The organism is bacterium, from assembly GCA_016708025.1.
GTDB lineage: Bacteria > Zixibacteria > MSB-5A5 > GN15 > FEB-12 > FEB-12.
The window spans coordinates 69,620-96,015 of sequence record JADJGQ010000001.1; the positions used below are offsets into that span (position 1 = coordinate 69,620).

The window sequence follows — 26,396 nt, forward strand, 5'->3', positions numbered from 1 at the left end:
ATAGCAACGAGGGAAGGGGGTGCCAGATTGGAATCATCAGGTAGTTGCAGGCGAGTCGGATAGGTTTTGACGGGGGCGTGATGAGTGTGGTGGCGGGGATGTGTGGCATAGTATAGTCTTCCTACTAGAGGGGGAGGAATCGGAAGTACTGAGAAATGTAATACGGGGGGGGTGGATCCTAGCCTGCGCTGGATGAGGTGGGTGGTTGGAACGCGGGTACGGTTGAGGAAGGGAGGGGGATGTTGAATGGATGGAAGCGCGGAGGGTAGGTCATGAATGGCTTGCTGCACGCCATCTAACAAAATGGTGAAAGAGACGTTAGTACAACCCTAACTCAGTCAATGACTGAATATCGGCCGCAATTATAGAGAACCGGTTAGCAACCAAAGTCGCTCGAATATCCGCCTCCGTCGTCATGGCATCACAATAGGGCAATCCAACTTCCTCCAAGGCTGACTTGATAATCGCAAGTCTTTCTGCAGACTCTAGCTCCGGGTCTTCGAAATAGAGTGCTTTCTTAAGCATTGGTGCGACGACCTCCGATACTTGATTTTCCAGTCTCGCGTGAATATTGCATTGGTAGTGTTTGGTAGTAACATCGTCACGGATACTTCGCAGAAGAACTCCGATATTAAGATAGGACTGACCTCCATAGGGTAAACTCTGCAGATTAATAACCTGTACAACCTCTGGAAAGACTCGCCGCCAACTCATTCCTGTTCGTCTGAATCCATGCTTCCTTAACAGGGCTGTGATTTCCTTTGCCAGTGCACTTCTGATTTCCTTGCGTGTCTGAGCCATCGAACACACCATTTTAGCGAGTCTGTTTTCTGGAATTACTCCTGCCTCGAACTTCCATATTGTCACAGAGGGCGGGTCCGCTAATGAACCCGGCCATGCTTCAAAGTTCTACTCTAGTCCAATCTCTTTTCCAAGAATCCTCCCACGTTTCTCTCCGAAGTATTCGCAAAGGGTACCGGGAGCAAACTCACCAGTGACAAAGAACAACTGGTCAGGTGGAACCAATTTAAACTGACGAAGGTGATTCCTCTTAAGGATTTGCTTCAACCGTGGTGAAATGAGATAGTATTTTGGCATTGGCCAAATGATGAACAAGTCACTCTCATCCCATTGCGTTATATCGATCAGTTTTGCAGGGTCTTTGACGCCCGAAAACTTGGTATACCCGCAGCCGCCGCATTTGTGAACCAGTTTCACCCCCGATGCTGGGGAGGCCATGCCTCCCCAGCCGGTAACGATCAACTCATAGAGTGGCGGAACAGTCGAGAGATCTTTGCTCCCCCGTCTTACTCCGGTCGCTACCACTTTTTCGAGTCGATACCCAGTCACATTCTCTCGATCGAACAGCTCTGCGACCTGCTCCGTAATCACGCATTCTGAGGCCCAGGTCCAGAAGATCGGTGGGACCTTGGTAGAAGGAAGAATGAGGTAAATAGTCCCTTCCCTGTAATAGCCAACATTGTGCGCTTTATCAACTGGGCAGTCGGTCACTTTTCCCGACGTTATCCGCTCTTCATCGAAGAGTGGAAAGAACCCGTGACCTGGAGCACCGAAGTATGTGAAGTTCATGAATGGCTCCCAATCGGAGATTGACCAAGGCTATCGCCCCATACCATCTAAAGCACAGGCGAATCAGGGGCGGGTCGCTTGTATGGACCCGCCCACTACTCATTTGACCTTCTTCACTTCAAGAAAAGTCCTGCAGGAAATCCTCTCCTTTGATCAGATTGGCGTTCTTGATGTCGCGCTGCACGCACCACTCTTTGAATCGCTGTGAAGCAATGTGCAGGTGGTAGAACCCTCGCGGAACAAAAAGGTCTTCGCCAGACCACGTGGTCTCCTTAATGTAAATTCCCTTGAGTTTCAAGAGAAGATCGCCACCCATCAGGCATCTGGAGCAGTGCTGTTCTGCTTCGTAGACGACCTCACTCTTCTTGAGGTCAAGTTCAGTTTTTGAGTAATTGATCGCAGCTACATAGTATCGGGGAAGATGCTCTGCAACCCTCTTTGGCTTGACTTTAACGACGTTCGCTTGCCCCCTAAAGGTGAGGCCCGTGAGACCATCCTGCTTAAACAGGTCAACGAACTTCTCTGAAACGAGAAGATCTACGACGCCAAATGCAATGTCTCCCAACTCTCGCCCAAGAAATTCCATTTCGACATTAAATGGTGGCAGCCATTCAAGCATGCTGATGTATCTCTTACACTTTCGGCACAATTGCGCTTCGCCCATGTTTATAGGTTCAGCTTTGAAAAAGTCGGTCACTGCCGGATTTGTCGATCTGCTTATTGGAGACTCGAGAGAATAAAATGCCTTCATTGTATGCCCTTTGGAAACCGTTTGAGCAAGTCTGGTAGCGAGTAACGCTTGGTCAAATATCTGAGGAATTGCGTAAAGGTCATTGTCCTGTTTGCAAGGATAACTTCAGCGATTTCTTTGTCCAGTGCTCTGTGCCAATCCTGATAGCCCCTATGGGATGCCAGGTCCTTGGCAAATGCTATCATCCGAGAATCCCTTAATTTAAACAGGCCCTTAAGTCGCGGATGGTCACTCAAGGCGTTGAATATAGCTTTCGAAATAACATGATGTGCTTGACCCTTTCCGGCCTTTATCAGAGACTTGGTGGCCTGCGAATATCCACCACCAGGCAAGTATAATCCTGCAATGAAGGCGCTGCTGACTGCACCTTTCTCAAAATCACTTGCACACGGATCTGCCAGAGTACTAGCAGTGGTCCATGCATCCCACAGCGACGAGCCAATTTCAACTGCCGCCCACGCTGCAGCGGCAAGAAGCAATGGGCTTTCGCCGCTTGGGTCAACATAGATAAGCGGGTTTCCGTTGGCGTAGCCGTAGAGATTCCCTTCGAACGGACCCAGCGGGTCGGGCTGGAGATAGCGTCCAAGCCTCGGGCTATAGTACCGATTCCAATTATAATATATATCGGCTTCGGTATCCTCATACTGTCCAGGAAAACGAAGAGGATTGGTCGACGAGATAAGTTCATCGTAGACTTCGCCAAACGGGTAATAATCTCCCCGCCAGGTGACGGTCTTCTGGTTGTTGGTGAGGGCGAGCGGGGTTCCGAGATGGTCGGTGATATAGTACTGAATATCCCCTGAAGGCTGCGCCGACAGCTTGGCCAACGGCTTACCGTTCAGGTAGATATAATCGCATCTCCAGTCGGCGCTATCGAACTCTGAAAGAACAAAGCCGGAAGGGAGATTGATGAACTTGGTGGTCACTCCTCCGGATGTCTTGCTGACTCGCTGATGCTGCCCATCATAGGTACAAGCCATCGTGGCGCCATTGTCAACCGAGACCAGCCGCCCCGCATCGGTGTACTGATAGGTGGTGGTATCAGATCCGGCAATCACGCGCGTGACATTGCCAAGCGCATCGTAGCTGTAGCTCGCGGTCGCAGTGTCGACTATCTGAATCAGCTTGTTCGACGAGTACGTGTATGCCGAAGTGTCGGCAGTGCTTCCATACTCCAAGATCGAATCACGGTTACCGTTTCGTGCATAGATCAGGCTGAGCAGGGTATCCGGGTAATCGAGGGATCGAGCCGAAGTGAGTCGACTGATCTGATCATATTCAAAGTAACGACTCTTGGTCGATTCAATTCGATCCTCAATTTCTTCGATGCTTCCCACGTCGTTGTAACTGTATCGCAACTCCAAGAGGGAATCGACTCCGGTGCTGATCGAATCAATCCGGTATAGTTGGTCCAATCGGTTGCTAATCGATATGCCGTTTCCGAGGATCCAAGACTCCGCGTCTCCGAATGGAGCGTACGTGATAGATGAAGCAAGAGTGTCCCATCCAACACCAGTGCTGCAGCAGACCATGTTCACGTTGCCGATCGTGTCGCGTTGATAGGTTACGAGATTGCCGGACGGGTAAATGACCGACGACAACTGGTCGTTTTCATCGTAGCCGTAGCTTGTCGTATAAGTTGTCGAGTCAGATGGGAATCGGCGAATCTCCTGATGGAGTCTCCCAACATTGTCGTATCGATAGGTGGTAGTGCAGGCTGGTGCTGATTCCCGATAGAGCCGCCCCTTGCCGAAACTGAACTGGGTGCCATCGTATTGATATCGCACATTCTGAGAGTCAGGATAGAGTTCCGCCGTCAGCCGGTTGAGCAGATCGTACTTGAAGGCTATTGAGTCGCCGGAAGCGTTCTTTTTCCAGGCGAGATTGTCGGCCGCGTCGTATCCATAGCGAGTAGTACCGGATATCGCACAGCTGTCATAGGTGAGGCGACCCTTATCGTCATACTTGAAGCGGTATTCGTAACCGCCGGGGTCGACCAGCTTTGTCACGTTGTCTCTGGCGTCATACGTGTAGCGGGTCTTGATGCTGTCGCCTGTCCGTGGCTCGATTGTCTCGAGTAATCTTCCCAGGGAATCATGCCGGTTGACTATCCGATTGCCAAGCGCGTCAAGAAGCGTGTCCAAAGTACCTAACGGACCGTAGCCAAGGCGCGTAGTATCGGCGAATGCCGATGCGGTCCAGATCGGCTGATGTCGGTGGTTGTATGCGGAGAATATCTGCTTTCGCAATACGTTGGCTGGGGAGTAGGTACATTGACTGATTTGATTCCCCATCGAATCATATGTGAACGCGACGTAGTTGCCGGATTGATCACTAAGCTGATCGAGATGCCCGCAACTGTCTCGTATATACTGAGTAGCCGATCCATTGGGTGGGGTAAGACTCTTGAGGCTACCGTCAACGTAGTAGGCGTAGGAGAGGGCAGTACTATCCGCGGTGCCGGCTAGAGTAACGAGCCTAGTCAGCCGTCCCCGCGTGTCATGGACATATCTGCTTGTGTCGCCATTGGCTGAGCGAACCCAGGTGCGTTGTCCAAGGGAGTTGCGTTGGCCATACGAGGTAGTGTCACCATTTGCGTCGATCTCGTACTGAAGGTCACCGTTACCATAGTAGACATACTTGACAGTGTCAGCGACGTCGCGGCGCGGGCCGTCCGCTTTGGTCAGCTGGCCAACTGCATTGTAAGTGAACCAGGAGGTGTCATTATACTTAGTGGTGCCGTCTTTCCATCCTGACTCAATCTGTCTGAGCAGGTTTCCCTTCGAATCACGAATTGAGATCAGTTTGCCATAGTCGTTGGCCTTGTTGATGCTGGTCCATTGTTCAAGGGTGGGGCGATTGTACGTGCTGTCGTAGGTCCAGTCAGTTCTTTGCTTGAGCGACGTGTTGGCGGCGATGACTCGGGTGAGAAGATTGCCACGCGAATCGTAATACATTGAATCGAGTCGACCGTTGGCATACCGGGCAGAGCGTTTGTTACCGGCGCCATCATACGTGAATGATGTCGCGCAAGTCGCGCAGTCGGAATCGGTTCGTCGGGCGACCTGTCGCATGGTTCGATCAGCAGACCAGACAGACTGGGTGGTACTGGTGAAGAGACCATTTTGATGGCTGATCTGGCAGACATTTGAATCCGAACTAGTGCCGCATTCCACATTGCTCGGATGACTCCAGGACAGATTGACCTTTTGTGATCCGTCTGCAACCCAGAAGCCTGTCGACAGACCGCTGCTGTCATAGCTGAAGTAGCGCTTGCCACTGTCAGAGTCGACGATTGACGTGATAGACCGTGGGTCATACGAGTTTGATCCGTAGTTGTACTCCTCCCAGCTTCCGTCGCTGTAGGTCACACGATGCAGGAGATCGTCAGTGGGAAGATATTCGTATTTTACCAGCGTATCACCGGCTGAAGACGTGATCGAACCCAGGCGTCCACTCGAAGTGTTCAGGCGGATGCAACGTCCAGAGGCATCCTTGACCGAATCGAGAATGTTGGCGGAGAAAAAATAACGGATACGATTTCCGTTCAGATCTTCGATCGAGTCGACGGGCCCGGCTTGATGAAAGACCAGCCTGGTGTCGTCGGACGCGATGATGGTGTAGATGCTGTTGACAGTGTCGACTTTGACCCGATAAGGAACACCGTAGGGCGGATCGTAGACGAGCCTGGGGTTTGTTCCTCCTAACCAGTGTCTCTCGAATCGCACCTGGCGGCCAGTTGCTTCGGTTAAGGTCAAGTTGCCATTGGACGAATCGATTGCAAGCGTGTTTTCGAAGCCGAGTCTCCATCTTTCACCCAGCAGCGAGCTTGCGAAATTGAACGTGTTGTAGTGTCGAGAGATCTCGAGCGGCAGGCCAAGGTCGGTGCCGAGAGAAACGTCGACCCGTCTCTGATACATGTTGCCGTTGATGGTATTTATTGGATCTGCTACCCTGGCGTCGCAGGCGACTTCACCCAATTCAACCGGCTGGGGAGCGGATAGGGAAGCTACCTGCCCGACCGACCATGGGCCGTACATGCGTACCGTGTCACTTTGACATGCACAGGTACATGGTCCTTGATAAGACTTCTGGCAGGCAATCGCCCAGAACTTCATCTGCTGAATTGAAGCAGTAACTGTGACCGTGGTGCATTTGGTCCTATTAATGGAGTAGCAAACGCCATAGGCATCGTAGGGGAGGTCACTGCTACTCAACCACCCGGCCACATCGGCCGGAACCCAGGCGTCCATTTGCATTCTGGCCAATAGATGAAAGGGTGACTGGCTCGTTGCATGCCAGCCCGTACCAGAATACCTGACATCAAGCTGGAGCCGGAAGGTGGTAGGACTCAGGGTGTCAATGTCAGTGATCGTGATGACAAGGTCCTCTACGCGTGGGTAGCAGCGTTCGTTCGCAGGAGTGGCTGAAGTATTGCTCCCGCAGGAGTACGAATTCAGACTGTAACACGATTGATTGTCGGCTCTCGCGGCTAAAGAGCAAAGCGAAATCGTCAGGAGCAATAGCGTCAAGATTTGGATGTGTGAGTTGCTCCAGAGAGGCAACGTCTGCGTTGTGCCCCGCATCCTGCGTTGAGTGGCCGACGAGACATGGCGTTTGAAGCGACCCCAGTTGGTCAACGAATAAATTGTGGACTGATTGAAAAACCAAGTGAACATGATTCCCTCCTCGAAGATAGATTCGCCGAATGTTCAAAATGGGTGAAGTCTGTATTTGGCAGGATTGCCCTCACCCCATTTCAACTTCAGCAAATTGTTGAATGTTTGTCAAAGAAAAAATGGACCAAGTTAGACATGTGACAAAACCTGTCACTAAGTAGTAAAAAATGCGGAGGCGGCTCTATTGCCAAGTTGTTGCGGGTTATGGGTATCAAGTCCCCCGGCTAGCAGGCCAGGGGGCCGATAAAAAGTTGTCATCATCTTGTGGTCTGCGGAAAAATGGCCTGAATCGGCGGGACTGTTTTTCGTTATGGCGGTAGTGAACTTCAAAATAGGGTCCTCCTACTAGAGGGGGAGGAGTCGGGAGCACTAGCAAGTGTAATACAAGCGATGGATCGTATCCTGCGCTGGATGAGGTGGGTGGTTCGAACGCGGGTGCGGTTCGGGATGGGAGGGGGAGGTTGAATGGATGGAAGCGCGGAGGGTAGACCAAGAATGATAGGCTACCCTCTTTTCCAGGCCAATACAGTTGGCACCTCGAAATCCTCGATTTTACATAGAGGTACCGAGATTACTTGAATTTGAGGAAATACCCCCTGATTTCTTTGCCCGAACCGTGTCGCTGCTCCGTTCGCATTCGTCCAATCGTCGGCACATACTCAATTGTACCGTCGCTCGGCCCCCACTTCATCTCGTCAGCAAAAACCACAGCATCCGCACCTTCCCGGGCGGCACGGGCCACCAACATCTTGCGCATCGACTCCTTACCGGCGAAAGTGTCCCCCTCGGCCGTTGCCTGACCAATCACGTTGAACTTTCTTCCCGAAGCTGTCAATTCTTCGATAGTGGAAAAGACTACCACCGAATCCACTGCGACCGGCGCATATACCTCCGATGTATTGGCGGTGTAGCGTAGCTTGGTACAACCGCCCAAAACAATCCCCAAAATGACCAGACCAAGCAACAGGCCCGGTATGACCGAACTCATCAGCGGCTCTGAAACAAACGCTCTCTTCACAGTACCCTCCTCGTACATCTATGCATGTGACCTATGCCCGGGAAAAAAGCGTAGACCTCACTAAAACCAATTTCTGGAAGGACTGATTCTCACCCCGTATGACAATCACATAATCTTCCCGTGTGCCCCCGTTAATAAAGGGAATGGCGGACTTAAATGTCGAGTGAAAAAATCTGAAAAGTGTTCACCCATTGACTCTGTGAATCCAAAACAAAACCCCGGCTTACGGGCCGGGGTTTGCATATCAGTCAAGCGTGAGCAGGCTCACACGTCATAGTACATCTCAAATTCATGCGGGGTGGGGCGGACGCGGATCTCTGACACCTCTTTCCGCTTGATCTTTACCCAGTTTTCCAGCAGATCCTCAGTAAAGACGCCACCCTGTTGCAGGTAGTCGTTGTCGCGTTCGAGAGCGTCGAGCGCCTTGGTCAGCGAGGTCGGCAGATGAGGTATCCTGGAGAGTTCTTTCTCTGACAACTGCTCCAGATTCTTATCCAGCGGCATGCCAGGGTCGATCTTGTTTTTGATGCCGTCGAGGCCGGCCATCAACATCGCGGCATAGGCCAGATAGGGGTTCATAGTGCCATCGGGGGGACGGAACTCAAAGCGGTAGGTTTTCGCACTTCGCTGATATCCCGGTATGCGGATACAGGCGGTGCGGTTCCCCATCGAATAAGTCCCGGCGACGGGAGCTTCAAATCCCGGCACCAGCCGCTTATATGAATTGGTCGAGGGATTGGTGAACGCCAACAGCGAGTCGGCATGTTTCAGCATGCCACCGATATACCAAAGTCCGAGCTTGGACATCTTGCAAGTGCCCTTCGGATCGTAGAAGAGCGAGCCTTTGTCATCGGCGAGATACTGATGGACATGGAGGCCGGAGCCGGGTTCGTTGAAAAGCGGCTTGGGCATGAAGGTGGCGGATTTCTTATGACGGAAGCATTCATTCTTGATGATGTATTTAATCATCATCGATTGGTCGGCCATCTTCATGATGGGGGCGAAGGCGACCTCGATCTCATGTTGTCCTGCTCCGCCTACCTCGTGGTGGTGATATTTTAGCGCGACGCCAACATCGGCGAGCATCGAGGCCATCTGCGAGCGGAGATTGAAGGTGCGGTCCATCGGCGGCGCGGCATGATACCCTTTCTTGTAGGGGATCTTGTAGCCAAGCGCTTCGGAATCCTCAGTCGGCCGCCAGGCGGCCTCGGCTGAATCGAGATAATAAAACGCGGCTTCGGGGCCCTGGTAGAAGCGGGCCTCGTCGAAAACATAGAATTCAAATTCCGGCCCGATGATCGCTTGCGCGCCTTTGACGATTTTGGCGAGATACGCGGCGGCATCGGCGGTCACTCTTCTCGGATTGCGCGAGTAGGGGGTGATATGTTCGCCATGATCCATGATGTTGCCGATGAAGGAAAGGGTCGGGCGGTCGCAGAACGGATCGATGAACATCGCTTCCGGGTCGGGGAGCATGATCATATCGCCGCGTTCGATGGAGGAGAAGCCGGGGAGGGAGGAGCCATCGATCCCGACACCCTGGCTGAACAGGTCGGGAGTGAGGGACGAGACCGGCAGGGTTATGTGGTGCCAGATGCCGGGCAGGTCCGAGAACTTCAAATCGATATATTCAATCTGTTTCTCTTTTGCGAATTTGAGAATCGAGTCGAGTTTCACGCAATCTCCTTGGGCTTTTTCAACTTTGTGACAAAGTTCACATAAGGTAGTATATGGAACCTATTTTGGCAAGAATAGAGTGGGGGGACGGGCAGACGAGGACGTCTGCCGCGCAAGAGCGGCGGGTGACGGTGGGGCAGGTCAGGCGGGGAGGTTTGCCGCGCAATGGATCTAAGATGGATCCTAGCCTTCGCTGGATGAGGTGGCAGGATCGAACGCGGGTACGGTTGAGGATGCATTGGCGCGGTTGTATGTTCGGGGGGACGGGGAAGGCTGCTGAGCAGTTGATGGCGGGTTCGAAGACGGACCCGCCCTACAATTATGGTGAACCTATTCTGGGATGCATCGCGGGCAAAAGGCTGGACGGGGGAGATTGAAATTGCTTACTTGGGTCGTCACATAACCAGCTAATGGAGTAGCCATGCGGACTTTCATCTGTCTCTCAATTGCCATTCTAACACTAAGCATATCAGCCAGTTCACAGGATCTGCCGCTGGTCGACAGCGCGCTGTCGCAAGTCGGCATGACCAGCGAGGATCTCTGTTTCGATCAGGATGAAATGGCCGGATGGGGAGGAGATAGATGGCGGTTGAGCTACTTCACGGTCCTCCATAAGAATCCGTTCAAGATTCCCAAGTACGGTGAGATCGCGGCGACATCCTGCTCAACCAATGTCACCAATTTGACCGCGCTCGTTGGCGACGCCGGGCGACGGATCGATTGCCCCGTGCGACGCGGTTTGATCGGCGATCAATTGGAGCAGTATCTTCCGCACAAAGATTCACTGCCGAAAACCGCTCTCGCCACCAACAAAGGGATCCTCCTGGGCGACCGGAATAAAAAACTCCGGCAGGGGGTTGATATCCTTTCGGTGATGGCCAACGATGACAACTTCTATCTCAAGCGTGCCCTGAACGGATTTGCCAAAGAGAAAAATCGCAAAGCCGTGTTTGATTATCTCCTGACGGAAAATGATGAACAGGCAGAGCTGATCGAAGAGATGGCCGAGAAGATAGATTTCAATCTGCTGGTGGCGGCGATGGAAGATCTGGCCGAGCTGACGAAACGGATGGCTGACTCGGTTGAATTCGCGGAGTTTCCCAAAGCTCGCCTTGAGATCCCGACTCGGAAGGGGATGGTTGTGATCGGTACATCGCAAGACGACCTCTATGAATATCCGGTTCCTCCGCTTTTGATCGTTGATGGCGGCGGGAATGACACCTATCGCTTCAGTGGGTTCGCTGAAGATTTTCCGGTGAGCATCATTATCGATCCTTCAGGCGATGACCAGTACCTTTCAATCGATACCACGACTGCCGGGATCGGCGGCGCGATTCTTGGTGTCTCGATTCTGATCGACAAGGCGGGGAATGATCGCTATCTCGCGAAGCATCTTGCGCAGGGTTGCGGTGTATTTGGCGGCGGATTACTGCTCGATTATTCCGGCAACGATATCTACTCCGGCAAAAATTACCTTCAAGGGAGTGGCGTGTTTGGCATTGGCATATTGTCCGACAGCGCCGGGATTGACTCGTTTTACTGCGTTGGCAATGCGCAGGGGTATGGCTACTCCAAAGGGTGTGGCGTGCTGATCAATTTCTCCGGCGATGATCGGTATGTCGCCGAGGATAGCATTATTACCAGCCCATCGCCGCAGACCAAAGAGCATAATGCGTCGCTGGCGCAGGGAGTGGCGTTTGGACGGCGCGCGGATTATGTCGATGGTCACTCCTGGGCGGGAGGAGTCGGTATCCTGTGCGATCTGGCTGGAAACGACAGCTACTCCGCCGGGCTTTTTGCGCAGGGATGTGCCTATTGGTTTTCGGTCGGGATGCTCCTTGACCATAGCGGCGATGATATCTATAACGGCGTCTGGTATGTGCAGGGGTCCGGTGCGCACTTTGCCGTTGGGCTGCTCGATGATGCCAATGGCAATGACAGCTATATTGCTACCATGAATATGGCGGTCGGGGCCGGGCATGATTTTACGATCGGATATTTCAACGAACGGGCCGGCAATGATACCTATGTTGTTCCAAATCTCTCTCTGGGTGGAGGAAATGCCAACGGTATCGGGATATTCCACGACTGGGCCGGCGATGATTCCTACACGACTAAAGCGGGCACCACTCTTGGGCGGGCAAACGGCGAGAAGTTGGGCTATCGGAAATCTCTCAATTGTTTCGGGCTGTTTCTTGATGGCGGAGGAAGTGATACCTATGACCAGCCATATGCCGGAAATGGGAAGCGATGGATTGGTCCGGCCTCGGATACATCGTGGGTGAATCCGCATGAGATTGGAGTGGGGGTAGACCGGTAGGGAGTACAACAGGAGTTTACTTCAACAAGCTCCGGATGCGAACCCATTCCGTCTTACCAGTTTTGATCTTCCAGAACCAGACTCCACTTGTCGCATAGCCGGTTATTGCCTTAGCTGCCTGAGTGAGGGAGATCAGCGTTTTTCCTTTGAAGCGAACTTTTCCGCTTTTCTGAAGTCGTGCGCGGTACTTCGTACCTTTGTGCTCCGCTCGAATGCTGACAGAATACTTGCTTCCAAGTAGGTCCTCAAGAGAACGGACCTTCTTAGACGTCACACCACTCTTGACCCGCGATTTGATGCTTTTCACCGAAGTAGCTATACGTGATTTGCCCAAATACTGTCTTCTCTGGATCTCCTGTTCCATTTTTATACGATTTCCCAGATCAGTACGGAGGTCTTCAGCCTGTGAGAGCCTACCTTTTGCTGAATTTCCCTGAGGGTGAGCTGTTCTCAGTATCAGCGTCTCAAGTTCCTTTATGTGGTCAACCTTTCGAACAAGGTAAAGACTGAACTTATCCCATTTGCCGGAGTGCTTGTCTTTAAGTGACTTGATTTATTCCGGTTAGCCACAGTCAGATGATCTCCCTTGAAGAGCATACACCATGCCTATTTCCCAACCCATTCTATCTTGGGAGCTTGAAATACCTTGGACTCTCAAGGTAACCTTCCCCTCTCTTTTCTTGGAGTGGATTTCTTCCCCATTGTTCAAATCCCCATGGTAACAGGAGTTTTTGTATGTCAACAAGTTAAGTGTTTATGGCGAAAAATCAAGCATCCTACTTCTTCACGACCAGCGCGATTCCCGAGAGGATAAGCGCGGCACCGACCAAGACGAGCAGTGAAAGCTGCTCGTCGAACATATACACCCCAATCAGAATCGCCACCAGTGGCGTGACAAATCCGATCAGCGAGACAGTCACGGTTCGCATTTTTGTCAACAACCAGTAGTAGCCGATAAATGCGACTGCGGTTCCAAATATCGCGAGATAGAGAATCGAGCCGATAGAAGTGGCGGAGATTTTCAGCGCAGTGATATCCTCGAATATCAGCGCGCTTACCACCAGCAGAATTCCCCCGAACAACATCTGTACGACTGCCGCAACATAGATATTGGTTTCAGCGCAATGCCGCTTGTGGAACATCAGGCCGACGGCCGACACAAACGAGCCGAGGAGGGTTAACATCGTCCCCAGGAAGAGGTGCGATGATGTTTGCAGTGAGTCATACGATATCAGCACGACACCAATAAATCCGACCAACATTCCGAGCCAGCCGAGCATGGATGTTTTCTTCTCACCGGGGAGTGAGTAGTAAGAGAGCATGGCGACAAAAAACGGAAAAGAGCCAAACAGCACCGAGGCGAGCGCCGAGTTGATATACAGCTCGCCGAAGTAGATAAGGGCGTAACTGGCTCCGTACATGTAAATCCCCGGGTGTCCCATTCGCAGATATTCGCGCCAGGATTTGGGGAGCGGGTAGCGCTTCATCAGGACTATAGTCCCGAGGATTAGAACCGCAATTATGAACCGGATCGAGGCCGCCCAGAGCGGAGGGGCATCGGAAAGGCCCAGCTTGATGGCGATCCAAGTAGAGCCCCAGATAAGGCAGAGTATCAGGTAGACGATCAGGTTCATGACCGGCCAATAACGGCACGGTTCTCCTTCCTGTCAAATCGTAAGCGCTTACCTGTCAAACGGGTCAGGAAATCATTGCAGGAGAGAGATTTGTTAAAACTATTCGTCAAGGGCAATCTGTACGCAATAGTTAAAGAAACTACTCAAAACTGCCGAATACTACTTGACGGGTCCGAATCGCGTACTATATTGTGCGCAATCGACTAAGGAGCAACAACATGTCTGACTTTGTAGACGGCGCCGTTCGCGCCACCGCATTTTTTACTACCGCCGAATTGGCGGAGCGGCTCAAAATGAACGTGCAGGTGATTACCCGCAAGGTTCAGGCCGGAGAGATCAAGGCGTACAAGATAGGCAAGGATTGGCGGATCCCCGAAGAGGCGGTCCATGAGTGGCTGGAACGCCACTCCAACCAACGTCCGCGTGGCGAGAAGCAGAAGGTGATCGAGAATTTCGTCAAGGACGAGAAGATCGACACATTGCCGGTGAAACATTCCCGCCGCAAATTTCTGCTGGAGTATATTCTTGCGGCGTTTGAGCCGAACAAGACCTACTCGGAAGAGGAAGTGAATCGCGTGATCAGCCGCTATCACGATGATTATTGCACGGTCCGCCGGGAGTTCATTATGGAGAAGATGATGGATCGGACCGATGGCAAATACCGTCGTCGGACCGGCTACAAGTTCTCCGATTAGTTCGAGTGCTAACAGATGACATTAAAAAAGCCGCTCGGAGTTCCGGGCGGCTTTTTCTATCTGTCATCCGATCATCACTGACCTTCGACACCCGGCACTGTCGGCGGCGGGGCCATGCCGAGGATCTGCTGCACATACGGATCGGACAGGTTGATCTTATATGAGCTAAACTGCTGAGCGGCGGTGGTCATGTCGGTGAATCTCTTCGCCTGGAACAAGATCGGCACCAGCTTGCGGAAGGCATAGGCATTGTTCATGTTGATCTCGTACCCCTGCTTCATCAGGGCGATACCCTGATCCTGCATAGCCTGGTCATTCTTGCGTTTTCCAATCTCAAAAGTCACCATGCCGAGATCTTGCAGGTAGACCTGGTTCTCCGGGTTGGAACGACTGAACGAGGTCAGCGTGTCGCGCAACTGCTCATACAGAGCGGTAGCTTTGGTGCTGTCACCTTCACGGTCGTATGATTCTGCCAGGACATAGTAGGTCTGGAAATATTCCGGATAGACTTTGATCATATGTTCCATGAGCGCAACCGCGCGAGTTCGGTCGCCGCGCCGGCTCAATTCATCATATAGCCTGACCGCGTTCATCCCGATCCCGATAAAGACGCCGGTGGCGTTTTCATCCCGATAGATCTTGGAATCTTCCAGCCCTTTGAACTTGTAGGTGTTCATGAACAGGTCATAGCTTTTCTCGACGTTGAAACGTCCTTCGATCGGCTCTTTTTCCAGCTCATAAACGATACCGGTAGTGGTGGCGTGATCGCGCAATTTGAGCGGAGACTCGGCATACGGCGGCGAACTGAAGAAGATAGGATCTTTCCAGTTGTTCTCGATGACGATCTCATCAACCATCATATCCTGTACTTTGACCAGACGGCCATCGTACATATTCGGTCCCAACATTGTGAAGCGGTTACGCGGGCGATCCTTGAACTGCTTGCGCGGCTGGTTGTATTCGATCCCTGGTTGGACCTCTGTCGGGTACCAGAGTATCTGTTCGTCCGTCAGCGAGATCGGAATGTCGTACTGGTCCCGCATCTGTTTGACATACCAGTCGGTATTCAACAGTGACAGGTTGACGACCCTGATATCGGTGCGATAGCCGTAGACTTCCTGAAGGCACCAAACGGGGAAGGTATCATTATCGCCCGAGGTGAATAGGATCGAATTCGGTTTGCAGCTATCGAGCAGATTCGCCGCATACGCATATGGCAGGAAACTCCCGCTCCGATCGTTCACATGGTAGTTTGAGCCCAGGGCAAAGCCCGGGAGCAGAACCAGGACGGTCGCCGCGTAGGTCGCCATCTTCCCGGTTTCCAGGCTCTGTTTTTCAAGCTTCTCTCTCAGCCAGACCATCAGTGCGGTGATCCCTATCCCCATCGCGATGCCGAAAAACACGAACATCGGCGTGAAGAAGTAGTCTCGATTACGCACCTCGAGGTAGGCATCGCCGGTCCGGTAGTCGTACTTGGTCCCATCGGCGAAATTCATGTAGAGGATCAGCCCCACAGAGCAGACCAGAAGCAAGGTAAGGAAGGGGAGTCCTACCTCTGCTCGACGCTTGATAACGGCGTATGCGCCGAAGAGCCCAAGCAGGAAGAGCGGTATAAAATTCCAGCCCGGCTTGCTCCACTGTTCTTCAAAATAGGACCAGAAACCCATATTGGGGTGGCGGCCAAACTGATTCTCCCAGGTCCCGCGGCGCAGGAACATCCGCTCAGTCATCGACTCTGAGCCGTACTGTTTGCGATCGAGGAAATTGACAAAGGTGCGGAAATCGCGATCCGGGTTGTTTTCGTCGATACGCGGATTCTCCGCCGAACGGATGGGGAGATAGAGATGCACGGAAAAGCCGATGATCGCGGCGATGAGGATCGCCATCGCGGTTTTCCACTCCACTCGCCAGCCGGTTGACTTGGAAAGGACGCCGATACCGAGAATGCAGAGCAGGGCGATCGGCGCGATATAGAGAAATATCCCAAATGCGATCATCACCGAACTGACCGCTCCGATCGCAATGGTGACCGTCCAGTTGATCTTTTTGTACAGGAGCGCCAGCAGCATTAGAGCGAGGATACCTGAGATCATCAGGAACATCTTGTAACCGCCGGCATCATTTGCCATGATGATGATCATCAGCAGTTCGACAACTATGAAGCTGCAGACTAAGATATAGTCGCGTCGAACGGCCTGATTATTGAGCACAAAGAAGACGGCGCAGATCGGGACCACGAGGAAGGTGGTCATGTGGATTCCGACTCCGGCCATAGCGAGAAAGAAGAAGAGCACCTTGAGTCGGTTGGCCTCGGCGGTCCCTCGAACCTCGTAATATTGCACCGCGAGAAGGACCATCAATACGGACAGTGCCAGCGAGATACCGTACACTTCCGCTTCTACTGAATTGCTCCAATTGGTCTCGCCAAAAGCGACGAAAAAGCCGGCAGCCATGCTGCCGACATAGGTCGCCCAGCGATTCAGCGGATTGGTCCAGTCAGCGATGAACAATTTGGAGAGCTTCACCGCCAAAAGATAGCTCAGCATGGCGGTAAAGGCCGAGGAGATAACGGAGATATAGTTGATCCGGTAAGAGATATCCTCCACAAACGGGATCATGGAAAAGAGCCGGCCGATCAGGACGAAGAGGGGCGTTCCCGGTGGGTGGGGAATACCCAGTCCATACGAACAGGCAATGAACTCGCCGCAGTCCCAGAACGAGAAGGTCCGCTGGACTGTCATGGCGTAGACAATGAAAGAGCCAAAAAAGACCACCAGCGCGAAAATGGCGTTGGTACGGTCGAAATCCTTGTTTTTGAGATTCAGCAAATCGGCCAAAATCTCCTCCTAAAGCAGATATCCGTCTAAACCGATAATATACATGGAAATAACTGCGTTACGCAGAAGGCTGAATATAACCATACCGGGTAAAAGCACAACGATAATTTTACCCGGAAGACCGGTGTGTGGATGGAGGAATTCTCATGTTTATGTGGGTTGGACTGCTTTTTGCGCTAGGAATCCTGGCTTTTGTGGATTCCATCATGAATATGGGGGAGATCTTTAGGACAGTAAATTCTGTCCTGTTTATGCTGCTCTCTCTGGGGCTGTTGGTAAGAACGACTTCCAAGATGAAAGAGAAGCGGATGGAGCACTACGAAAATCGGATATTCAATCTCGAGCAGCAGATCAAGAGGATGGAATCAGAGAATCAGCGGAGTCGAGCTGACTATTAGCCGACCTTGAAATCCGTCTCAATCTGTTTCAACCGTTTCCGGACATCCGAGGCAAACGGATAGTTGGGGAACTGCTCCAGCAGTAGTTTGTAGATCGACCGGGCCGTTTCAACCGTCGCCCGACTACCACTCAGCATATCAGCTTTTACTTTGAGGCCGTACGGTCGGTAGTACGAGTCGGTATAGCCGCTGTCGAGTCTTTCGATGCTCTCCATGGCTGCCGCTGAATCGGCCATCTGCAGATTGACCAGAGTCAGGCGATAGAGGGCAACATCCGCCAGAACATTGTTTTCGGCCCTTGCGATCCGGTCGAGCCAGATCCGCGTTGAGTCGTATGCCCGTCTTTCCTGTGTAAACAGCGCCTGGCCATAGTCTGACAGAAGGTCGGGGGCATCTTTCGCCTGGGTCAACACCATGATCAACTGCAATGCATCGTTGATGTAAAATCCGCTCGGATGGTCGACAAGCAGTTTTCGGAACGAGGTTTCGGCCGAGTCGTAGCGCCCTTCAAAGAGGTGAATCAGGCCAAGGTGAAACGAGCTTTCTTCCTCCAGGTCATCGGTCATCGGGTGTTCTCGCAGAAACGTGAAGGTTCGCCGGGCCGCCTCCAGATCTCCCATCCGAAGATAACAGAATGGACGATTTCGCTGGGCATCAACATACCCCATCCCGACCGGATAGCGCGAGATAACTGAATCAAAACAGGCGAGCGCTTTCGGGTAGTCGTGGAGCAGGCTGAAATAGATATCCCCGGCTTCAAACATCGCTTGTCCGCGGTCGGCATCGCGCGGAGAACGAGCCGCCACCGTGTCGAACTGCGCAAACGCCTGGTCGGTCTTGCCGATTCGCGCCAGCGATCGGGCGTAGTAGAGGCGCGCCTCGATATGTGAGGGAGAACCGCCGTGGCGACTGATGATCCACTCGCCAAATCGAGCCGCCTCGCTGTATAACTTGCGGTCGTAACACTGGCGCATCAGGTAGACGAGGGATTGACCCTGCATCTTCTCGAGTGAATCTCGTTTAGTAGCAAAGGTAAACGCCTGATCGAACCGATTTGTCCGAATGTAGTAATCGGCCAGGAGTCTCACCACTCGGCTATTTTGCGTTGTTTGCGTTTCTGCCACCAGCAGTTTCTCTACTTCCTGCGATGACTCGGGGAAATCCAACAGCAGGATGATCCGCCGTTCGACCTCAACCGCCTCCATCGTCGTGTCAGCGGCCAGGACCGGGAGATACTCGGAAATCGCCGAAGCATATTTCTTGCGACTTTCCATCACCGCACCGCGCTCCAGGGCGAAAAGCGTCGTATCTTTGCTCTGTTTGCGGAGTCGGTCGATCAATTCAAGCGCTTCATCCTCGAGTCCGTGCCGCAATTCACTGCGAACAACCAGCAGGTGGCGAGTTGGATCGGGCGTCGTAATCAATTTCTCGGCGGCCCGATAGGCCTCGATTGCTTTTTCTTCCATACCCTGATCAGCGAGGACTTCGGCGAGTTCCAGCCGCAGGCTGATATTGAGCGGGGAGGACTCAATCTGTCGACTGACCAACGTTTCGATCTTCCCGTACTGCTTAAGCTGCCCATAGCAGTTCTTCAGAAGATTGATGACCGTCTGGTTGGCGGTGTCGGTTTCGTAGACAACCTCCAACATTGCGGCAGCGGCCTCCCAGTTCTGATTCTTCATCAACTGGCGGGCAGTGGTGAGGCGGCTGTCGGTCGCCGCGATTGGCTGTGCTTCAAGCATTCCCTGAGCAATAGCAGGGGAGAGGCCGGAAAGAGCCAGGACGAAGGCAAGAGAGATCGTTCGGAGTATCATCATTGGGGCGGCGCCGTCTCCGATTGCACAGGGGTGTTCTGTTTTTCCACCTGGAGCAAGGCACGGAAATACGCCTTGATCTGCTCTTCATACTGCGGTGGGTATTTATCCCCAAGGAACTGCTTCAGGCGATCCTCGAACGCCGCGCGATCGTTCAGCATATCCGCGGAGAGCGCTTCGGGGAGGAAGACCGGATTATCGGAAGCGGTATTGGCTTTGCGCTGTTCGGTGAAATCTTTGCGCTGAAGCGAGCGAGTCGCTTCGAGCATACGGGAATAAACGCGCAACTGGCGCTCGGTAGTTGCCGGCCCGATCTCGCCATCCTGCATATCTTCTTCGATCTCTTTCATTTCCTTGGCGATATCATCGAGACGACCGAGCACCTGGCGGGAATTGCCGAATTCACGCTCGAGTTGCTCCATCGACTTCCGCAGTGAACCCTGTTCGCCGGCCAGTCGCTCCAGTGTCTGGCGCCCCTCGCCCTGTTTCATCTGGCCGGGGTTGTTGCACTGCTGAGTCTGCTGATTGAGTTCGTTCTGTTTCTGGCTCATTTGCTCGAGTTTGGCCATGTTTTTGTCGCAGTTGCCGCCCTTGTCGCAATTGCTCTGCTGTTCGAGCGATTCCATCATTCGAAGCGCCGCCAAATTGAGATTGATCATCGCGTTGCGCTGTTCATTGACTGCACGCATCCCCTGCTTTTCATCGAATTGCTGGGTGGCCAGTTCCATGTTCTGGGTCGCTTTCTGGATCAGGCCCTGCAGTTCGGACGCGATAAATGGGGACTGTTTGCCGATCTCTTCGATCGAATTCTTCAGGCCGTTGCTGGCGGAAGTCAGGTCCTGCTGTTTCTCCGCCATATCCCGCATGACCATCGATTGGGGACTGATCTCAGCGGCTTCTTTCAAAAGCGACTCCTGATTCGACGACAGGTAGTTGGCGTCATCGATCGCTCGACGCATTGCCCGCTTGACCGCCTCAGAATTCTCGCCTTTCATCGCCATCTGTTGCTGCTGCATCTCGGAGAGCATCTGGTGCAGTTTGCTGGAGGCCTGTTTTCCCTGCTCGGAGGCTTCTGACTTCTGTTGTTGCTGCAGCGACTGGCTCATTTGCTGCATATTCTGCTCGGCATCAGTCTTTTCGACCGCCTCGGCGAATTTCTGCGCTTCGGGAGATTTCTCCATCTGGGCGTCTTTCATCGCCTGGCGCATTTCGGCTACCTCTTTTTTGAGGTCTTCGAGTCCCTGCTTGATCTCTTCTTCGGGCTTGCTCAATTGAGGCAATTGATCGGAGGGAGCCTTTTCAGTCGACTCATTGCTTTGTTCCTGCCGCGCGACCAAGTCCTCGGCTTTACGCACCATCGCTTCCATCTTCTGTTCAAGCTGCATCTTTTTCAGCAAAGCGAGGGTCCGGTCCAGTCGTTCCATCATCTCTTTTTGTGACAGTTCGAACTGTTTCATCGCTTCGAGTAATTTTTGGCGATCCATCTGTTTGAGCGCGTCCATCATCTTTTTCTGCGCATCGCGCATTTCGGGTGTGGCGACTTCTTCAAACAGTTTCTGGATCTGCTCCATTTTTTCCATGATCTCGCGGCTCATCAGCGCATTGTCTTTCATCTTTTCCATCGATGAATCCATATTCTGCGCCAGCTTTTCGATCTCCTGCAGCATATCAGCGTTTTTCTCGGCGATCGCTTCCAGCTCTTTCTGCTGTTGCCAATCCGCGCGCTGGACCTGCTTGGACTGTCCTTCCAGTTTTCGTGCCGCGTTCTTGAGCCGCTGTACGAGGTCCTTACCTGTTTGGATCAGGTTCTGGGTCTGGTTGATGCGCTCTTTGTTTTCGCCTTCGGTCTCAGCGACCACTTCATCGAGTGATGGTATTCGCGCAATAAACTGACGCGACTTGCTGATCTTGGGACCGGTGATCCGGTCGTTGTCCGCCACTTCAAAATGATACTGCACGTAATCGCCGGGGAAGAGGTTGAGCTGATCCAGGTCCCAGTTGAATTCAACTTCGCCCTCGGTTTTGATCCGATCGGAGAAATTGAGTACTGCCACATGTTCCTCGGACCGGCTCCCCTGCGCGGTCACGGTATATTTCATCACCAGGGAGGTGAACCCGTAGTCATCGGAGATCCGAACCTTGAGCGGCAGAAGCATTTCATCAGTGAGGTTGGCATCAAATCCGGGATAGAGTACTTCCACGATTGGATATTCATCCGGAATGGCTGTGATGTAATATTCGATTGGATCAGGGTTGAGCTCGCCCAGATGATCCTGCAGTCTGATATGGTATGATTGTGAGGCCAACACCTGGAGAGTCAATTCGCCGTTTTTTCCCTCGATAGTCAACGACTTCTCGGTTTTGTCATCGAACACCAGATCGGCTTTGGCGACAGGGAGATTGGTCTCGATCTTCATGGTTACCCGGCTTCCGACGACCGCGGAAAATGACCCGTTGTTTTCATTCAGGGTCGTAGGGGCCAGACCAGTATAGTCCGGGTAGAAGACAGCCAGTTGGATATTATTGACTCGCGGACGGTCTACAACGTCGATCTTCTGGACTTCAGTTTTGATGCGACCGGCCTCAACATAGTAGTCAAGCGACTTGGCTACCTGGCGAAGGGTTAGCCCGATTGAAAGAGAGTCGCCATCGTTGCATACGAACTTGGGGAGCGATTTCAGTTGAACTTCAGAGGACTGCCAGCTTCCGTCGGCAAGTCGATAGTGTATGACCGCCTGGTCGGGGATTCGCGCTCCGAGGATAGCGGCGCCGATCGTGATGTCCTGATACTTCACCCATTCGCGACTCGCCGGGTTCGGGAGGACCTTGTACGCCAATGGCGGTGCGATCTCCGTCGTCGGATTGGAATACACTTCATATGAATAACTGAAGAAGCCGGGGAAGAGGAACAGCAGCAGAAGGCCGAGTATTGCCGCTCCCGCGAGATAGCGTCCGGTTCGAACGACCGGATAATAGCTGACCACTTCGTCGAGACGCATCAAACCGGCACGTTCCATCGCCTGCTGTTCGGTCATTTCGATCAGTTCCGAGGAGTATCCCGGATCTTTCTGCATTCGCGCAAACTGGACAGCGGCGATCAGTCGGCCCTGAAGGTCTGGGTGTTTTTGCTCCAATGCTACCGCGACATGGTCGATACTCCCCTCGAACAGTTTGACCAACGCATGGCGGGTGAAAAAGAAGATCGTCACTCCGGCGGAGACTGCCAGCAGTGACAACTTCAGCCAGACCGGAAGGACGGCAAACTGAGCAATGAGGGAGAGGCCGAGCCAAGTCAGCGCCAGCACCGTCCCGGTCACCACCAATCCGGCGATGAACATGATGATCCGCTGTTTCAGGAGGACGGCCCGGAGTTTGTCCAGCAGGTTAGCACGTGATTGAATTTTCGTCACGACGTATCCCTCGTTACTGTGTCAGATCGCGTTGTACAATTCAAGTATCGGCAAGCCCGGGGGCCGAATAGATGCCATAAGTGTGTAAGTACTTAATTCAACAGCGCATAGGTCAAAAGGTTCAGCCCCATGCGGAATGCCTCGGCCCGCTTTTCCGGCGGATCGTTGTGCACTTGTGAGTCCTCCCAACCATCGCCAATATCCGACTCAACCAGGAAATAAACGACGACGCGACCGTCGATCACAATGGCGTGACCGCGCGGCGCCTGGTTGTCATGTTCATGTATCTTGGGAGGACCGTTAGGAAAATCATAGAAACTATGGTAGATCGGGTGATCGAATGGAAGGTCAACCACCTGACGTTCTGGAAAGAGGGTGGCCATTTCGTCGCGGAACCCTTTGTCCATCCCATATGAGTCATTTACGAAAAGAAACCCACCTGCGAGCAGGTAAGTCCGGAGGCGTTCCTTTTCCTCGGCGCTAAACTTGATCACTCCATGTCCGGTGGCGAACAGGAATGGGTACTTGAACAGATCGGGGTCCATGATGGTCACCTGCCGTTCAAGTGTGTCGACCGGGAAATCAGTATTCTCTCTGACGAACCGAAGGAAGTTTGGGATCGCCGATGCCCCCCAGTACCAGTCACCGCCACCGGAGTAATGGAGCCGAGCGACACGAACCAACGATGGATTCGGGTCTTGCTGAGGCATCCGATAGTTTGACGTCGGTATCGGAATGGGTACCTGATTTCCGGGTGTGGTCTGACTGACAGTGTTGCCTGCCAAAGCAGCACCGAGAATCAGACTGCATATCGCAATTTTAGAGAATATCTTACCCATACTTCCTAATATACGTCCAAAGAGGCGACTTCGACCAAAAAAGAGCGTCCTCGACCATACATCAGTTCGCTTTTGTTCATCAGGTTAACGGAGAATTAAGACTCGCGCAAAGGGCCGGATCTTTTATATTTCCGAAACGGGATTCCATTCAGACAGGAAAACAGCCAGGTAATGAGTCGTTCGTCACGTCAGCAATCATCTCCTTCAGGCCAGCCGTCTGCCGGTTTGTTCGCTAAGTCCAACCTGCAGAAAGGGGTCTATATACTGCTGGGTCTGGCAGTGGTTTATGCGATTGTGATGGTCGTCACGAACTGGTGGGTCTGTGATGACGCGTTTATCTCATTCCGCTACGCCAAAAACCTCATAGATGGCCATGGTTTGGTCTACAACCTGGGCGAAAAGGTTGAGGGGTACTCCAATTTCCTTTGGACGCTGATCATTGCTCTCGGCATGAGGGTGGGAATTGACCCGGTACCACTGTCGCTGGTTCTGGGAGGGATATCTTTCCTCGCGGTGGTCGTAGCAACCGGTCTGACCTCACTCCGACTCTTTGGAGGCGACGGCCGGCAGAGGATCTTCCTGCCTGTCGCGGCGCTACTGCTACTGCTTCATCACGAGATGCATGTTTACACCACCAGTGGCCTGGAGACAATGTTCACGACTGCCCTGGTGATGTTCGGATTTCTGACCCTGGTCACAGCCAAAGCGAATCGCGAACTGCTGGCTGCAGGATTTCTTCTCACCCTGGCTTCTTTGGCGAGACCCGATGGTCTCTTGTTTGCCGTGATGGGTGGAGTCTTTTTGCTGGTGACGGAACGAAAATTACGCCCATTGATCTGGTACGGGCTCCCGGTGGCACTATTGTATCTACCGTACTTCATCTGGCGGTATAGCTACTACGGTTTCTTGTTCCCGAATACCTACTATGCTAAATCCGGCGATCTCTCTTATTGGAGTCAGGGATGGATCTATCTCTGGGTATATCTGAAATCGTACTACCTCCTTTTTCTGGTACCTCTGTCGGTTGCCGTCATTGCATTGATGCGGGTTCAGGGGAGCAAAGTAATTGAGAGCCCGCTTTGGCGAGGGTTTGTCCTGGCGCTGCTATTTGTCGTGCCGTACCTGATCTACGTGATGAAAGTCGGCGGGGATTTCATGTTCGGGCGATTCTGGATCGTCGTCACGCCGCTGTTACTATTGCTTATTGAAATGTCAGTTCGTGCGCTCGTTAAGAGAAGCGATCTGGCGATCGGTCTTACACTCCTGCTTGCGGCCATGATGTTGTTGCGGGTCGACCTGTACAAGGCCGAGCCGAAAGCGCAGATCTCCGGGATTGCCAATGAACCGGCGTACTATCCGCCTTCGCACTATGAGACGGCACGGATGCAGGGGGAGAAGTTGCGGCGGTATCTGGAAGGGCTCGATGTGCAGGTGGCGTTCCGCGGACAGCACGCCATGCAGGTTTATTACTCTGAAGTCCCCGTGGCGATAGAAGCCGCTACCGGTCTGACCGATTCATACATCGCTCACCTTCCGTTAGCCAAGCGCGGAAGGCCCGGTCACGAAAAAACCGCGCCGCTCGACTATCTTAACTCACGCGGGGTGGAGTTTATGCTGGTTGGGATCGCCGTACCAGGGAGTTTGGCTGATTCGCTGACCCAGATTTCGTTTGGGGGGTACTCTGCCCGAATCCTTCAATACAATGGTGAGGTGATGGAGAAACTTCGGCAATACCCGGAAGTACGGTTCATTGATATCCCGGGTTTTCTGGATACGTGGATCCCGCAGCTTCCGTATTTACCGCCAGACCTTGCCAAAAACAGCTACGAGTTCTTCCAAGATTTTTATTTCCGCAGTACACCAGACCCAGTCCGTCAGGCGCGTTTCAGCGCAGCGGTCGGCCAGAAGAAGTAAGCTCGGTCAGCTCACTGCGTTTTGTGAGTGACGTAGGCGTTCGCCTGCGAGGTCGGGAGAATGATCACTTCGGCGATCTGGATATGCGCCGGGCGTTCGGCGACCCAGAGAACCGCGTCGGCGACATCCTCGGCGGCCAACGGCCTGAATCCCTGGTAGACCTTTTTGGCTCGCTCTTCATCTCCATGGAATCGGACCAGCGAAAACTCTGTTTCGACCGCCCCGGGGTCGACAGTTGAAACACGGATCGGAGTATCTACCAGATCGAGGCGAAGTCCCTTGGTAAGCGCGTCGACGGCGAACTTGCTGGCGCAGTAGACCGAGCCATTAGGGTAAACATCGTGGCCGGCGATCGAACCTATATTGATGACATGACCTGACTGTCGTTTGATCATACCGGGGACGACTGCGCGGGTACAGTACAGCAACCCCTTCACATTGGTATTGATCATCTCTTCCTGATCGGCGATGTCAGCTTCGTGAAGTTTGGCCAGGCCACGGGCCTTGCCGGCGTTGTTCACCAGGATATCAATGGCGGCAAAATCGGGCGGGATCGAAGCGACTGCCTGTTCCACGGCCAGCCGATCCTGAACATCCAATTCAATCAAGTGGCACTTGGTCGGCAGTTTTGACGCAACGGCCTGCAACCGTTCGAACCGGCGTGCGGCTAGAACCAGCTTACAACCGGCCTGGGCGAATTTTTGAGCGGTCGCTTCGCCAATCCCTGACGATGCGCCGGTCACAAATACTGTCTTCCCCTGTAAATGAGACATGAATGGTCCTTTCCTGAGGCCCCAAATGTAGTCCCCCTTGACTGTTT

17 protein-coding genes are annotated in these 26,396 nt (G+C 52.9%); 4 read left to right on the forward strand and 13 right to left on the reverse strand.

The window, feature by feature from the left end:
* Positions 1 to 318: 318 nt before the first annotated feature.
* From IPH75_00260 to glnA, 6 genes are all read right to left on the reverse strand, one after another.
* Positions 319 to 801: a DUF4304 domain-containing protein gene (locus IPH75_00260; GenBank protein ID MBK7140493.1), complete on the reverse strand. Its 483-nt coding sequence runs from the start codon at positions 799 to 801 to the stop codon at positions 319 to 321.
* 108 nt (positions 802 to 909) lie between these two features.
* Positions 910 to 1,590, reverse strand: a complete 681-nt coding sequence (locus IPH75_00265) for a hypothetical protein (protein MBK7140494.1) — start codon at positions 1,588 to 1,590, stop codon at positions 910 to 912.
* 118 nt (positions 1,591 to 1,708) lie between these two features.
* On the reverse strand, positions 1,709 to 2,209 hold the full coding sequence (locus IPH75_00270; protein ID MBK7140495.1) for a hypothetical protein: 501 nt from the start codon (positions 2,207 to 2,209) through the stop codon (positions 1,709 to 1,711).
* Between the two features lie 128 nt (positions 2,210 to 2,337).
* A complete protein-coding gene (locus IPH75_00275; GenBank protein ID MBK7140496.1) occupies positions 2,338 to 6,600 on the reverse strand; it encodes an RHS repeat protein in 4,263 nt (1,420 codons plus the stop codon).
* 991 nt (positions 6,601 to 7,591) lie between these two features.
* A complete protein-coding gene (locus IPH75_00280) occupies positions 7,592 to 8,038 on the reverse strand; it encodes a hypothetical protein (GenBank protein ID MBK7140497.1) in 447 nt (148 codons plus the stop codon).
* 264 nt (positions 8,039 to 8,302) lie between these two features.
* Complete coding sequence (glnA, locus tag IPH75_00285) at positions 8,303 to 9,715, reverse strand: type I glutamate--ammonia ligase (GenBank protein MBK7140498.1); 1,413 nt, start codon at positions 9,713 to 9,715, stop codon at positions 8,303 to 8,305.
* Between the two features lie 421 nt (positions 9,716 to 10,136).
* Here glnA and IPH75_00290 point away from each other — a divergent pair, with 421 nt between their 5' ends.
* Positions 10,137 to 12,035 carry a hypothetical protein gene (locus IPH75_00290; GenBank protein ID MBK7140499.1) on the forward strand — a complete coding sequence of 633 codons (1,899 nt, stop codon included), beginning with the start codon at positions 10,137 to 10,139 and terminating at the stop codon, positions 12,033 to 12,035.
* Between the two features lie 16 nt (positions 12,036 to 12,051).
* On the opposite strand, the gene IPH75_00295 is transcribed toward IPH75_00290, so the two are convergent.
* On the reverse strand, positions 12,052 to 12,342 hold the full coding sequence (locus IPH75_00295) for a DUF2924 domain-containing protein (protein MBK7140500.1): 291 nt from the start codon (positions 12,340 to 12,342) through the stop codon (positions 12,052 to 12,054).
* Positions 12,343 to 12,811: 469 nt separating this feature from the next.
* Complete coding sequence (locus IPH75_00300; protein MBK7140501.1) at positions 12,812 to 13,669, reverse strand: EamA family transporter; 858 nt, start codon at positions 13,667 to 13,669, stop codon at positions 12,812 to 12,814.
* Positions 13,670 to 13,887: 218 nt separating this feature from the next.
* Here IPH75_00300 and IPH75_00305 point away from each other — a divergent pair, with 218 nt between their 5' ends.
* Positions 13,888 to 14,364: a DUF2087 domain-containing protein gene (locus IPH75_00305; GenBank protein MBK7140502.1), complete on the forward strand. Its 477-nt coding sequence runs from the start codon at positions 13,888 to 13,890 to the stop codon at positions 14,362 to 14,364.
* Positions 14,365 to 14,438: 74 nt separating this feature from the next.
* On the opposite strand, the gene IPH75_00310 is transcribed toward IPH75_00305, so the two are convergent.
* Positions 14,439 to 17,201, reverse strand: a complete 2,763-nt coding sequence (locus IPH75_00310) for a DUF2723 domain-containing protein (protein MBK7140503.1) — start codon at positions 17,199 to 17,201, stop codon at positions 14,439 to 14,441.
* A gap of 146 nt (positions 17,202 to 17,347) precedes the next feature.
* Here IPH75_00310 and IPH75_00315 point away from each other — a divergent pair, with 146 nt between their 5' ends.
* A complete protein-coding gene (locus IPH75_00315) occupies positions 17,348 to 17,599 on the forward strand; it encodes a hypothetical protein (protein MBK7140504.1) in 252 nt (83 codons plus the stop codon).
* Here IPH75_00315 and IPH75_00320 read toward each other — a convergent pair.
* The 3 genes from IPH75_00320 to IPH75_00330 all read right to left on the reverse strand — a co-directional run bounded on the left by IPH75_00320 (position 17,596) and on the right by IPH75_00330 (position 23,662).
* Positions 17,596 to 19,416 (reverse strand): tetratricopeptide repeat protein, encoded by a 1,821-nt coding sequence (locus IPH75_00320; GenBank protein MBK7140505.1) that lies wholly within the window; start codon positions 19,414 to 19,416, stop codon positions 17,596 to 17,598. The genes IPH75_00315 and IPH75_00320 overlap by 4 nt on opposite strands.
* The gene (locus IPH75_00325) at positions 19,413 to 22,823 is read right to left on the reverse strand and encodes a hypothetical protein (protein ID MBK7140506.1); all 3,411 of its coding nucleotides are present in this window, start codon (positions 22,821 to 22,823) and stop codon (positions 19,413 to 19,415) included. Before IPH75_00325 ends, IPH75_00320 begins: the two co-directional genes overlap by 4 nt.
* A 92-nt stretch (positions 22,824 to 22,915) precedes the next feature.
* A complete protein-coding gene (locus IPH75_00330; GenBank protein ID MBK7140507.1) occupies positions 22,916 to 23,662 on the reverse strand; it encodes a DUF4159 domain-containing protein in 747 nt (248 codons plus the stop codon).
* 171 nt (positions 23,663 to 23,833) lie between these two features.
* Here IPH75_00330 and IPH75_00335 point away from each other — a divergent pair, with 171 nt between their 5' ends.
* Positions 23,834 to 25,576 carry a hypothetical protein gene (locus IPH75_00335; GenBank protein ID MBK7140508.1) on the forward strand — a complete coding sequence of 581 codons (1,743 nt, stop codon included), beginning with the start codon at positions 23,834 to 23,836 and terminating at the stop codon, positions 25,574 to 25,576.
* Positions 25,577 to 25,587: 11 nt separating this feature from the next.
* On the opposite strand, the gene IPH75_00340 is transcribed toward IPH75_00335, so the two are convergent.
* Complete coding sequence (locus tag IPH75_00340) at positions 25,588 to 26,349, reverse strand: SDR family oxidoreductase (GenBank protein ID MBK7140509.1); 762 nt, start codon at positions 26,347 to 26,349, stop codon at positions 25,588 to 25,590.
* Positions 26,350 to 26,396: the final 47 nt, after the last annotated feature.

Excerpts from the sequence above, each read along its gene's own strand:
- IPH75_00275 (MBK7140496.1), bottom strand. The coding sequence starts at position 6,600 with ATGCAAATGGACGCCTGGGTTCCGGCCGATGTGGCCGGGTGGTTGAGT.
- IPH75_00290 (MBK7140499.1), top strand. The coding sequence starts at position 10,137 with ATGCGGACTTTCATCTGTCTCTCAATTGCCATTCTAACACTAAGCATA.
- IPH75_00300 (MBK7140501.1), bottom strand. The coding sequence starts at position 13,669 with ATGAACCTGATCGTCTACCTGATACTCTGCCTTATCTGGGGCTCTACT.
- IPH75_00315 (MBK7140504.1), top strand. The coding sequence starts at position 17,348 with ATGTTTATGTGGGTTGGACTGCTTTTTGCGCTAGGAATCCTGGCTTTT.
- IPH75_00305 (MBK7140502.1), top strand. The coding sequence starts at position 13,888 with ATGTCTGACTTTGTAGACGGCGCCGTTCGCGCCACCGCATTTTTTACT.
- IPH75_00335 (MBK7140508.1), top strand. The coding sequence starts at position 23,834 with ATGAGTCGTTCGTCACGTCAGCAATCATCTCCTTCAGGCCAGCCGTCT.
- IPH75_00260 (MBK7140493.1), bottom strand. The coding sequence starts at position 801 with ATGGCTCAGACACGCAAGGAAATCAGAAGTGCACTGGCAAAGGAAATC.
- IPH75_00330 (MBK7140507.1), bottom strand. The coding sequence starts at position 23,662 with ATGGGTAAGATATTCTCTAAAATTGCGATATGCAGTCTGATTCTCGGT.
- IPH75_00340 (MBK7140509.1), bottom strand. The coding sequence starts at position 26,349 with ATGTCTCATTTACAGGGGAAGACAGTATTTGTGACCGGCGCATCGTCA.
- IPH75_00320 (MBK7140505.1), bottom strand. The coding sequence starts at position 19,416 with ATGATGATACTCCGAACGATCTCTCTTGCCTTCGTCCTGGCTCTTTCC.
- IPH75_00270 (MBK7140495.1), bottom strand. The coding sequence starts at position 2,209 with ATGCTTGAATGGCTGCCACCATTTAATGTCGAAATGGAATTTCTTGGG.
- IPH75_00265 (MBK7140494.1), bottom strand. The coding sequence starts at position 1,590 with ATGAACTTCACATACTTCGGTGCTCCAGGTCACGGGTTCTTTCCACTC.